Origin of the sequence: Methanocella sp., assembly GCF_035506375.1 — an archaeon.
Taxonomy (GTDB): Archaea; Halobacteriota; Methanocellia; order Methanocellales; family Methanocellaceae; genus Methanocella.
Window position 1 is genome coordinate 1 of the sequence record NZ_DATJPM010000035.1, and the last position, 11,968, is coordinate 11,968.

The 11,968-nt window shown below is 52.8% G+C and carries 9 protein-coding genes; 4 read left to right on the plus strand and 5 right to left on the minus strand.

The annotated features are described in order from the left end of the window. Positions 1-417: 417 nt before the first annotated feature. On the minus strand, positions 418-801 hold the full coding sequence (locus tag VMC84_RS04140) for a hypothetical protein (protein WP_325378427.1): 384 nt from the start codon (positions 799-801) through the stop codon (positions 418-420). Positions 802-1,112: 311 nt separating this feature from the next. Here VMC84_RS04140 and VMC84_RS04145 point away from each other — a divergent pair, with 311 nt between their 5' ends. Together VMC84_RS04145 and VMC84_RS04150 are read left to right on the plus strand one after the other, a co-directional pair. Then, entirely contained in the window at positions 1,113-1,415 is a 303-nt protein-coding gene (locus VMC84_RS04145; protein WP_325378429.1) for a twin-arginine translocase TatA/TatE family subunit, read from the plus strand. Positions 1,416-1,440: 25 nt separating this feature from the next. Continuing rightward, positions 1,441-1,818, plus strand: a complete 378-nt coding sequence (locus VMC84_RS04150; RefSeq protein ID WP_325378431.1) for a PqqD family protein — start codon at positions 1,441-1,443, stop codon at positions 1,816-1,818. Between the two features lie 2 nt (positions 1,819-1,820). On the opposite strand, the gene VMC84_RS04155 is transcribed toward VMC84_RS04150, so the two are convergent. Both VMC84_RS04155 and VMC84_RS04160 read right to left on the minus strand, forming a co-directional pair. After that, on the minus strand, positions 1,821-2,492 hold the full coding sequence (locus tag VMC84_RS04155; protein WP_325378433.1) for a fibrillarin-like rRNA/tRNA 2'-O-methyltransferase: 672 nt from the start codon (positions 2,490-2,492) through the stop codon (positions 1,821-1,823). After that, positions 2,489-3,235: an NOP5/NOP56 family protein gene (locus VMC84_RS04160; RefSeq protein WP_325378435.1), complete on the minus strand. Its 747-nt coding sequence runs from the start codon at positions 3,233-3,235 to the stop codon at positions 2,489-2,491. Before VMC84_RS04160 ends, VMC84_RS04155 begins: the two co-directional genes overlap by 4 nt. 145 nt (positions 3,236-3,380) lie before the next feature. Between VMC84_RS04160 and VMC84_RS04165 the strand changes: the two genes are divergently transcribed. Further along, positions 3,381-5,153, plus strand: coding sequence for an Eco57I restriction-modification methylase domain-containing protein (locus tag VMC84_RS04165; RefSeq protein WP_325378437.1), 1,773 nt, complete (start codon positions 3,381-3,383; stop codon positions 5,151-5,153). Here the strand turns inward: VMC84_RS04165 and VMC84_RS04170 are convergent. Beyond that, positions 5,148-7,586 (minus strand): TIR domain-containing protein, encoded by a 2,439-nt coding sequence (locus VMC84_RS04170; RefSeq protein WP_325378439.1) that lies wholly within the window; start codon positions 7,584-7,586, stop codon positions 5,148-5,150. The genes VMC84_RS04165 and VMC84_RS04170 overlap by 6 nt on opposite strands. Positions 7,587-7,675: 89 nt before the next feature. Further along, positions 7,676-11,344, minus strand: coding sequence for a tetratricopeptide repeat protein (locus tag VMC84_RS04175; RefSeq protein ID WP_325378441.1), 3,669 nt, complete (start codon positions 11,342-11,344; stop codon positions 7,676-7,678). 399 nt (positions 11,345-11,743) lie between these two features. Here VMC84_RS04175 and VMC84_RS04180 point away from each other — a divergent pair. After that, positions 11,744-11,968, plus strand: a 225-nt coding sequence (locus VMC84_RS04180; protein ID WP_325378443.1) for a hypothetical protein, incomplete at its 3' end; no start/stop codon positions are given.

Consider the following 11,968-nt stretch of genomic DNA (forward strand, 5'->3'; position numbering starts at 1 on the left):
AAAATCACTAAGGCCCATGCCTGGCGCTTAAAACACTAAACAACCTCCCGAATGGCACTAAAGCGCTAAATGATTGAAACACGAGAACGGCATGAAATTAATGCTTTTTCTAGTGTTTCTATTAATTTAGCGAGGTCCGTGCATTTGGGAGGTTGTTTGGTGTTTTGACGTGAAAGCATCTACTTTAGTGTGGTTCGTGCCCTTACGTGGGACTAAAAAGTCTTTCGTGTTTTCGTGTTGAAAAACCGGACAAATCAGCGAACCACACGAACAAAGGACGAACGATTACATAACAAACACGGAACTACTGGCCTTTGTGGTGAAAATAGTGCCTCCGTACACTCTGAGACTTAAAAGGGCATATTCGACACAGCATTTATTAACAATATATCCTCAATCGATATTCCTGTATTTTTATTAACCCTTTACAGTAGGTAAGGGGTTTTTCTCTCCAGGGCGTGTTGGAATCGTCGGGGGCGGTAAACTCTTCCTTTGCGGTGCCGGTGTCGGCAATGAGGAAGATTGTATGGTCACCGGATGGCATTCCGGGACTGTAGTGACCATCGGGGCCGCCGTGGGGTCTGTTGAGGTTACCCCGGCCAAATCAAATGAAGTATCGTTTATCGATGCAGAGTCACTTTTTATGGCTGGTATAATGGAAGTATTATCAGTACTCTCATGAACATTGGTTTCTACACATGCATTATTGTCCGCCCTGGTAATCAACATTGACTGACAAATAATAATGGATAATATAATAATAAAAACTATACTTATGGTTACCACTATAGCATTCTTCATATGTCCCCCATTTTTATTAATAATTACTCTATCGCCTGAATATAAATAACTTGAGCAAATTACGTCTTATTGAAAAGCGTTCCTACGACTAATTGAATTAAACGGCAATTATATGCAACTAAACATATTAATTAACCAGTATTTCGAATGATGTACGGAACCCATAAAATATGTAAAATAATTCAACATTTAATTTCATGACGAAAATATTCGGCCGTATTTATATTCTTTTGGCCAATAAAACGGCATAAACCGGCTTGAAGATACATTCCGAAAAAGTATATACGTTTAAGCCCTAACAATCTGTTGCCATGGTCGGCTTCGACGAGATCATCTTCATCGCAATCATTGCCCTCTTATTATTCGGCCCGGATAAGCTTCCCGAGTACATCCGTGAGCTGGGCCGCTTTTACGCCGAGTTTAAAAAAGCCCAGAGGGACCTGGAAGAAGAGTTCAACAGGGCGGCGAACGCTCAACCGTCGGCCCCGAAGCCGCCTTCGACGACGGTGCTGGGCATCGCCCGCAGGATGAACATCCCGACGGAAGGCAAGACGGAAGACCAATTATTGAAAGAGATCGAGCTCGCCGTCTCTGTCGAAACTGGAAAGGTATAAATCGTATCAAGCCCTCTTTTTGTGTATGCCCGCGTTCGTCACTTTGAAGGGTACGAAGGCAAAAATACCCTACAAAAAATTATTGAAGGCAAAGCCGAAGAGGAGCGAGGACGTCGAGTGGGAGGGCAACGGCTCTGATTCGCTCATGATTTACGCAAAATATAAAAAGAATCGCCTGACGCAGTTTCTCAACCGCTTTATAGACATACCCGATGAGCGAAGCTTCCGGTTCAACCCGCTGGGCGCTATCGTCTGGGAACTATGTGACGGCACGCACTCCGTGGAGGATATCAAGGGCATCATCATGAAACGCAGTAAAGGCGATGAGAAGGAGATCGAGAAGCGTCTCATCAAATTCCTTAACCGGCTTTCGGCTAACGATCTAATTACCTTAGAAGTCTGAGCTTATTTTCTATAGCGTGCGATGACGGCCATATGGCCGTGGTGAAGGGGCTCCAATGAAGCCTTTTCTAAGATCTCGAAATCTTTTTCAAGGGTTCGAAGCTCATCCCGGAATATGTCGCCGACATTCTCTGTCGAGCTGACGCTCTTCGCCTTGATGGCCAAAATAAGGAAACCGCCGCCTTTCAGGTATTTTTCAGCGTTCACGTTAGCGATGGCGGCCTGTTTCGGCTGTGCCACGTCCTGGTATATGACATCCACTTTATCCATGAATGGCGGGTATTTATCCGGCTGCCTGGCGTCGGCGATGACCGGCATGACGTTGAACCGGCCTTCGACGGCCTTTAACAGGTCTCTGGCCGGCCGTGGGGCGAACTCCACCGCGAAGACGACGCCATCGCTGACGATATCGGCCACGTGAGTGGCCGTCGTGCCGCTGGCGGCCCCGAGATAGAGGACGCTTGATCCCATATTAAGAGGAATTTTCATGCCTTTTACGATCATCGATGCCAGCTTACTGGTGGACGGGCTCCACAGCCTGTAAACCTTTTCTTCGAAAATCAGCGAATCGGCATCGGGATGATCTGTAAGCGTAGCGAGCATTTCCCGGCCATCCGTCTTTACATAGAATACGTTATCGATGCCCGCCGGCCGCAGACTGCTTATATCGCTCAAGGCTTCTTTCCTCCCCTAGACCGGCTTTTAATCATGGAGGCTTTTGCCTTCAGGTCGCCGAAATCCACTCTCTCGCCCGAATAATAGTCGACGCGCGCGGCGATGGCCGTCTTGCCCGCGAGCATGCGGGCGATTTTGCCCCGGGCCTTCTTCGGGGCGCCGCTGATGAGCGGATGCTTGTATATCAGGCCATGCTTGGGCGATGGCGTGCCTAGCCGGAGATGCTTGAAGAGCGCTTCACCGGCTCCCATGACCTGTATGCTGCCGGCCGGCATTCGGGCGAGCTTTTCCAGGCTCCCCGCCTGTGATATGAGTCTGGCTCCCAGCGTGGGGCCCATCACCGTGGACAGGTTCGGGGCGAGTTCCAGCATGGTCTTATCAATATAATCCTCAAGGGCTCTCTTCTGCCAGAACAGCGTTCTTGCCGTCTGTGCTACTCCCTGGATAGCGTTGAGATCATCGTCATTTATTGCCGCGACCATCTCTGGCAGTCTTCTTTCGCTCGACTCTTCTAATATATGCTCGATAAGCTCGACGGGACGCAAACGTTTTTCGGGATTGTGGATCCCGTACCATTCGGCGAGGCGCTCGGAAATAATATTGAAAGCTTCGTTGAGGTCATCCAGCGACCGGGCGGCCTGCACCAGGTCCATATCTTTACTTGCCAGGCTTTCGGCAATCTTTTCGCGGGCAAGCCGCATGGCTTCGCCATGAAGCTGCCGCAGATCATCTACCCGGGCCAAACGAAATCAGCTCCATTACTATGGGCTTTTACTTTCTTTACCATGAAATCGGGCAAGGCTCCTCCGGTGATTTAGACACTGCCGTTATCATACATATTATTTGCTTAAGCGCGCATATATCAGACAGACTATGGATTTATTATCCGTGATATTTGACGATGCGCTATCGGGAAGGATTACGCCGGGTGCGGCTTGTGCCAGGTTCGACGAAGCCGTAGTACGGCATTATGGTGACTTATCGCGGGATGCGGGAGTCATCTATACGCCTAAAGCGGTCGCCCGGTACATATGCAGGAAGGCGATCGGGTCGTACCTTGCGCGAGGGAACTCATTAGATCATATCCGCGTCTTCGATAGTTCCTGCGGGACCGGAATTTTCCTTGAAGCGGCCATGGAGGAGCTTTATCGGTTGAGGGTCGAGGCGTTCGTCGATGCCGGGAAAAGCATGCCGCCCGAATATGTGCTTAAAAAGGCGATCGTGGAGCATAACCTGTATGGCATGGACGTCGACCGGTATTCCATCGATGCCGCCTCGCTGCGCCTGCGCCTGCTGCTCTCCGTCATAAATGGTATAGGGCCAGCCAGGCTCAACCTCGCCTGCGATAACGCGTTATTTGCTCCCCGCATCGGTGAATTCGACGTCATTGTCGGCAACCCGCCCTATATACGCGTGAAAAGCATGAGCGCAGAACAAAAAAAGAGCATACCGGCAGAGGTAAAGGCCAGCGGCCTCTTTCATTTCCAGAAGGGCAATCTTAACCTGTATAAATTATTCATCGAGAGGAACCTCGGTTTCTTAAAAGACGGGGGCAGCATGGGGCTCATTATCCCATCGTCCTTCCTGAACGAGTCGAGCTCGGAAATGCTGAGAAAACACCTGTTCGATACGTGCAGCCTCGAAGAGGTCGTCGAGATCCCGGAGCGCTCGCGTATTTTTCCACGGGTGAATCAGGCGACGGCCATCGTCGTGCTCAATAAGTCCCGGGCAAATAACGGCCATCTCCGGCTGAGGATGGGCGTGGACAGCGAAAGCCTCGACAATGGCGATGGCTCGATATCGGTCGGCTATGCAGAGCTGGCCGGCGTCTCCGACGGCCGGATGGAGGTGCCGCTTCTAAGCGACCCATCGCTCGAGTGGGATATGATAGGGCGGCTAAAAGATATTCCGCCTTTAAAAGGCTGTAATGACGTAACCCCTGTAGGCGAAATATCCGTCGGGAACGTGGACGAGACTTTTGATAAGGAATATATTTCGGAAGCGCCGACGGGCGATATTTTTGTTAAGGGCATACACCTACGGGAATATTTCGTCGACCTTTCCCCTGAGGGCCCTCAGCCAAGGTGGGTGAAGAAGCGGGAGTTCTTACGAAAGCGGCCCCTGGCGGCAAATACGATAGAGCACTGGCGCATCATCGGCCGCAACACCCAGAATAAGGCCTGTGCCCGCAGGCTCAAGTTCGCGATGCTGCCGCCAGGCTACCTGTGTAGTAACTCCATAAAGCAGATCATAGTGACCGATAAGGGCATCGATCCCTTCTATTTAATGGCGCTCCTCAACTCGTCGACCTTGAACTGGTACTTCGAGCTCTTCTGCTCCCAGAATAACATCCGCAATTACCGCATCGAGGCACTGCCCATCGTCCGGGCGTCACCCGAAGTCCAGGCGGCTTTTTCACGGGTCGCCCGATTAATTATAAATTCAAGGGGCGAGACAAGGGAATTTCTGGATAAAAAATTAATGGACTCCATGGCCTACGAGCTTTATCTTAAAGATACGAAGGCCGGCCTTATCGGGGCAGTCACTGCCATGCACGATCCGGAAAAGCTGATATCGGATTCCAACATCCGTCGAATGGTCTATGCGATGCGGGACGAAAAAGAATTTCAGGTCATCCAGAGGGCTGCTTACCGTCTATAGCATGCGCATGATATCGGCCTCGTTATTTTCCACGAAGGGCTCAGACATCTCCTTATAGCGGGCGAGATCGCCCGGCTTTCTCACTCTAGTCGACATAAGGCGCTCGATGTAAAGCCGATCGGATAATAAGGCCCGGAGGTCCTCCACACGGTTAGCTTTTGCCAGATGTTCCGGCAGGAATGCAAGCATATATAATGACATCGAATTAACTCCGGCCCTGTACTCGCGCATCCCATACTCGGCCAGGCGAGCGTGGCCCTTATTGGGGCTTACGAAATATTGGCCGGCCCGGTCTGAAAATACGAGCCAGTCGACGAGGGACTTATGGAAGGGACGGATGCGCCCTTCGGAGAGAGGAAAAAGCGAGCCCATCGCATCGCTAAGGGCGTGTACCTCGAGCTCATCCTTTCCCAGCACACCTGCGGCCACATCGATTGGAAGTGGCGCGATCGCGGCGGCTACGAGCTCCAGTAAGGGCCGGTATCTGGCCTTATACTCCTCGAAGGAGGGGAACTGGCGGCCGAAGAACCCTGCATATGCGCCGCCCAGTCCCCGGGGGAACTCATCGAGCCGGTCGAGCGAGAGCCGTCCCTGTGATATTTCACGGCAAACGACGTCCACGTAGAGCATATTCCCCTCGCTCTTCGCGACTATGGCCTCGACAGCCTCATCCACGAGCATCGATGGGCAGGAAAATTTCGTACAGAGCTCGCTGTGCACAAAAGTACGTAAGTCTCTCTCGTTATCCGGTGAAGCGATATCCAGCATGAAGGGCTCGATACCCTTAAGCATTGCCAGGATGGGAGGATCGGGCCGGCTCGTGATGAAGAGGCGCAGCCACCGGGGCGTCTTTAAAAATAAGGACGATATCAGCCGGGCGATCTCATTATTCACCTGGCCCGCCTGGTCAATGGAGTCGATGACGATGAGCATCGGCCGTGTGCTCTTTGGCTTTATATGGGATAGCGGCTCTACGATGAGCCGCTCGAATAATTGTTCATTATCCGAGCCGGAAACGATGCTTTCCAGGGGAAGAGCATTGAGATACACCTGGTACTCCGGTATCTGCGTGCTCATCTGGTAAGCGATGGACGTTATGAAGCGCCGTACGTCCGACAGCTGGGCGTTATCGTACTTACACAGGTGGAAAGCGATTACTTCAGGGCGGAAATAGCAGAGGTACGCGGCGATGGCACTCTTACCGCTGCCGGGGAGGCCGGTCATCCAAAGGATCCGCTGCGAGTTATTCTCGTCGAGCCAGCGGTCGATCAGATTAAAAATCCATTGGCGCCCGACAAATTTGACTATAAGCTGGCCGATATCCGCCTCGAAGGGCAACGGCTCGAGGACATGGATGAGCCGCGACTGGATGCCCTCATGATCAAGGTTCCCGGTCTCCAGCGCGTCGAAGAGCTGCCCGAGCTTCGTCCGGTACTTTTCATGTCTTTGCTCCACGGGCATGCAATCCCGCATGTCCAGCCACTGGGTCCGGCAGATACTCAGCGGCGGCTCACAGAGCGAGACCATAATGGGGATCACGCGTAAATTCTTCTTCCGGGCCCGGGCGAGCTCGTTCAGGCAGGAGCCGTCCGGCCGCCGGACCGAATGGGGCGTCATGAGCAGGATATAGCCGCCTTCATCGGGGATAGCCGAGGCCCACGATAGCCCTTCTTCGACCAGGGTTTCATGGTCTTGAATTTCCTCCTTCTCGGACCATACGGCAAAGCCCCTGGCCTCCAGGTCCGCCTTAAGCCGCATGGCTAAGGCTTTCTGCTCGCCGGTACCATGCCCGATATAGAGTCTTTTTGGCTTTTTAAAATTCGAGGGCGACGGCATAGCAGTTGCTTTTTCCTTAAGGGTCTTATCATCGTTACCGCTATATTCCTCTATCTCCTTCTTCTCCAGGGCATCGATCAACTCGGATAATTTGTCCCGGTACTTCTCCCCGCCCGATATGCAGTCCCGCATGTCCAGCCATCGAAGATTATGGATGGAGGCCGGCGGTTCGGCATAGAGGACCATGACGGGTATGATGTGAAGGCGACGCTGCAGGGCCCGGGCGAGCTCGTTCAGGCAATAGCCGTCGGGCTTGCGCACCGAGTGGGGCGTCATGAGGAGCACGAACCGACCCTCGCCCCGGAATTCGGACGCCCATTCCAGGCCATCCTCGATGTAGCGCTCCCAGTCGCCGCCCCCTTTGATGCGCTCGAGGTCGAACCAGGCCGCATAGCCCCGCTCCTCCAGGTCCTTTTTGAGCTGGAGAGCGAATGACGCATAACCATCGTGGCCATAGCTGATAAAAACACGTCTCCGGGGAGCGGCCATGCGGACCGTGAACTGGTGGGCGCAGTCCTCGCATATGTGCAGCTGCCGCTTTTTACTGAACAGGATATTTTCCGAGCCGCATTCCGGGCACTTGATACCTGTTTCCATTACACACCATACGATGAGTCTTGTTAGCTCTTTCTATAGACATTTATATGCACTCTATTATTAATTTATCCGAGGCTCTTTTTCGCCACTCAAATATTCTTATCCTGTTTTTGCCTTTTAACGAACTGCATAATTAACCCAGGAGCTTGGGCAGCTTTTTTACCCTCCCCACCATCGTGAACGACAGTGGTGCCGGCTGTTGTCTCCTCGATGGACCTGTGCAGATGCGCCAATTTTTTCGCCAGGGCATGGATGCCACAATTCCTGGTTATCTCCGAGGCTTCCCGTGATAGTTTAATCGCGGCGGTCCGGTCGCCATTGTCGTAGGCGGCGATGACGGCCCGGTCGATCAGCGCGATGGCAAGTCCTTCCTTATAGCCCATCCCGCGGCAGATGCCCTCGGCTTCCTCGAGCAGCTTCGATGCGCCCGCCACGTCTTCCCTGTCATGGAGGATGACGGCCTTATTGATCAGTGTTGCTTCGAGGCCTTTTTTATAATCCATGGCGCGGCAGATATCCTCCGCTTCGTCGAGATATTTCATGGCTTCTTCCCGGTTACCCTGTTCATAGAGGATGATCGCCTCTCCGTTCAGGCAGCCCTGCAAGCCAATCCGGTACTTCAGGTGGCGGAACTGGCTCTCCGTTTCCCCGTATAGCCGCATGGCATCGTCCTTTAATCCCCGGGCATATAGCAGGTTTGCCTGGTTGAACAGGCAGATTGCGAGTTCTTTTTTATTTCCCAGCTGCCGGCAGATCTTTTCCTCCTCCTGATGGAGCTTCAAGGCCGCGTCCAGCTCATCCCTGTCCGCTAGTATCAGCGCCTGGTTGCCCATCGCCGCCTGGACGCTCCGGGTGATCGATGATCCCGAGGCCAGCTTCCGCTTTTCCTCCATCATTCGCATCGCCTCGTCCAGCCGGCCCCGGTCGTAGTGGATCAAAGCCATGTTCCCCAGGACATACTGGAGGTTGAGCTTATCATTCTGGTCATTACAGATCGCCATTTCCTCCTCCAGGAGGCCCATGGCTGCGTCGAGGTCGCCCATGTCATGGCGAATGATGGAAAGTGTGCCTAAACAGTTGGTGATGGTCAATTTATGGTCCAGTTTCCGGCCGAGCTCCTCGACCCTTTTCAGGGTTTCGAGCGCCTTGTCCTTTTCACCGATATCGTAATAGATGAAAACGAAGTTGAGCAGACAATAAGTTAGCATTAATAAATTACTGTGGTCCAGGCAGAGCTTTTCCAGCCGCTTATTGATCTCCAGGGCCTCGTCGTAATCGCCTTTTTCGTAGAGGATGAGGGCCATGTTATTCAGCGTATGGTAGAGGCAGTCGGCATTTTTCAGCTCCAGGCAAATCTTTTCCTTCTCCCGGTAGACTTTTAAGGCCTCGTCGAGCCGGCCGGTCTCTGCCAGCACCAGCCCTTTTGCGTGCAGGATCAGGGATATCTGCCGCTTATTCATGGACAGGGAATTCCGGTCCATCTCCTCGATGACGCGGTTAATGCCGTCCAGGTCCCCCATGTTCAGGAGCGGATAGATCTCCATCGCAAGGCAGTCTTCCAGGCCGAAGCGGTCGCCAAGCTCGAGGCAAATGCGCTCTTCCTCCTTAAACGTTTTTAACGCTTCGATGTTATCCCCTTTATGGGCGAGGATCATCCCCTTTTTATCAATAGAATTCTTTAGTTTTTTCAAGTCATTCGTCGAGCGGAAATAGCCGGCCAAGTAATCAAAGAGCGTTTCCGCCTCTGCAAAGTGGCTCGTGCTGTAGAGCAGGTTTGCCACGCCCAGGCTCTGGCCGTCATATTTACTCGGGCTAACGATGATCGGCCGATAGGAATCCACCAGCAGGATCCCCGATCTGGCCTCGATCTGGCTCCAATAATTCTGGACGGTGAACTCGTTCCGGCCCCAGGCGATATCGAAGTACCTGAGGTCCCCCAGCATCGCCACGGCCTGGTCCCATCGTTCGTCGTTGATGAGGTGCGCCGGCAGGTGGGCCAGCATATAGTCAGCCATTGATCCAATGCCGCGGCCATACTCCTCCCATCCGCAGTCCGCTAGCCGCCGGTGCCCGTTCCGGGCATCGATGAAGTAGTTCGAAGCCCTGGCCGTATCCGTGAGCCAGTCGATGACGGACCGGTGGAATGGCTGGACCTTTTCATCCTGGATGGGGAACAGAGCCCCGATCTCCTGGGAGAAATCGGCCTGCTCGTATTCGTCCCACCGGAAGATGGAGCCGATCATCTGGATCTTTAAAGGCTCCAGCGCCGCCACCACGATCTCGAGGGCTGGGCTGATCTTACTCCGGTACTTTTCCATGACCGGGTATTGCCGGGTAAAGAACTGGGAATAGACGCCGGTGAGGCCCCGGGGGAACTCGTCCAGGCGGCCCAAAGAAAGCCTGCCCTGCGCCAGCTCCTGGCGAATCCACTCCACGTACAGGAAGATGCCCTCGCTCATGGACGCGATCGTATCGATCGCCCGGGCCGGGACTTCCTTCTCGGCCGTGTACGGCTTGAGCTCCCGGGCCAGGTATTCCCGGATATCCTGCTCGTTCTCCGGGTCGGCGGTATCGAGGATATACGGCGTGAGGCCCTGCAGCGGGTGCAGGATCTCGGGCTCCGGGCGGCTGGTGATGACCAGGCGCAGCCAGCGGGGTGCCCGGCCGAACTCGGAGGCGATGAGCTCGGCGAGCTCGTTCTTGCCGGAACGCGTGGCCTCGTCCAGCGCGTCGATGAGGATGACGATGGCCCCGCCGGGCTCGGGGAAGTTACCGGAGAGGGGCTGAATGATGAGTGAATCGAAGAGGGTCTTCGCGTTCGATTCCCGGGCGATCTTTTCCAGGTTGAGGCCGTTGAGCCGTTCCTGGTAATCGGCCAGCTGCGTGCTTAACTGGTACGCGATGGAGAGGATCGCCCGGCGGGGGTCCGACTTCTCGGCATCCCCGTAGCGGCAGAGGTGGAACGCCGCGACTTCCGGCCGGTTGAAGGCCAGCCAGGACGCGATCGCCGTTTTTCCCACGCCGGGTGCTCCTATGATCCAGAAGATGCGGGATGCACTGGGGTCCACGAGCCACTTATCGACGCGCTTGAAGATCCATTGCCGCCCGGTGAAGCGGGCCAGGTGCCGCTGGATGTCGACGTCGAATGGTAAAGGCTCCAGGACGTGGAGGAGCCGCGACTGGACGTTCTTATAGTCCAGCCCTTCCTCCTCGATGGTCTCGACGATGAGCTTTAATCGTTTATCATATTTTTCCCGGTGGTCTTCGACCGGGAAACAGTCCATCAGGTCGATGCGCTGGATGCGGCAGATGGAGAGAGGCATGTCGCAGCGGGCGAGCATGACAGGGATGATGGGTAACTTTTTCTGGACGGCCAGGGCGACGTCGCCCAGGCAATGGCCGTCAGGCCGGCGAATGGATTCGGGCGACATCAAAACGATAAAACGGCCGTTCCGACCAGTTTCGGCGACCCAGTCGAGGCCCTGGGCGCGGCTGCCGGCGGGGTCATCGGTCGGCTTAGGGTTTGGCCAGAGCTCATAGCCGGCCGCCGATAGATCGGTCCTCAGGCGTTCTGCCGCAGGCTCACCGGGCATGTGACTGATAAAAATACGCCAGGCAGGCCTTTTTTCTTCGAGCGTGAACTCTTGCGCACAGTCCTCGCAGATGTAGACGCGTCGCTTCTTGCTGTACATCACGTCGGGCGAACCACATTTTACGCACTTGACCGCCCCCTGGCTAGTGCTGGATGAATTCTCCATCCTATTACACCCTCAGTCACTAATAAGGCGCTGTAAGTATTCAATATTTTCGACGACATTTTATACATTATATTTACTAAAAACCAAATAATATCTGACAATAAAATTTATAATAAATATCATTTAACATTATTTAAAAATATAGTTAATATTGGCTTATTTTAATAAAGTTAATACTTATTAATTACATTATACACCAAATAAAATTAACTTTCAAATATTAAAATTACATTTTAGTAGAATATCTTTATCTATGATAGTTGGTAAAATATTTCTTATAAAAATTGACTACGATTCATACCTCCCCTGAAATGATTTTTCGAGGTGGTCGGGGGACTTGCCTGAATCGTTTAGATAAAACTCTATCTAAAACGATTTAAAACGCTTTTAAAACGGCAAGTGAAGACCATCGATAAACCAAAGGGGGATATAGGTATGCCTGAAAATCGATATATTATTGATAATCATATTGGTATCGCTTATAAGACAAATACGATCTTTCATCTTTGCATTATACTTTTGATGATTGTATCGATGCTGGCTATCTTATCGTGTTTTATAGCCTTTAATGACCATGGGTTTGAATTAATATGCCCAAATACCATGAATGCATATGCTTCCAAT

What these genes read in the sequence shown, in the direction of transcription:
- VMC84_RS04140 (WP_325378427.1), bottom strand. Translation starts at nt 801, where the DNA reads ATGAAGAATGCTATAGTGGTAACCATAAGTATAGTTTTTATTATTATA.
- VMC84_RS04145 (WP_325378429.1), top strand. Translation starts at nt 1,113, where the DNA reads ATGGTCGGCTTCGACGAGATCATCTTCATCGCAATCATTGCCCTCTTA.
- VMC84_RS04150 (WP_325378431.1), top strand. Translation starts at nt 1,441, where the DNA reads ATGCCCGCGTTCGTCACTTTGAAGGGTACGAAGGCAAAAATACCCTAC.
- VMC84_RS04170 (WP_325378439.1), bottom strand. Translation starts at nt 7,586, where the DNA reads ATGGAAACAGGTATCAAGTGCCCGGAATGCGGCTCGGAAAATATCCTG.
- VMC84_RS04175 (WP_325378441.1), bottom strand. Translation starts at nt 11,344, where the DNA reads ATGGAGAATTCATCCAGCACTAGCCAGGGGGCGGTCAAGTGCGTAAAA.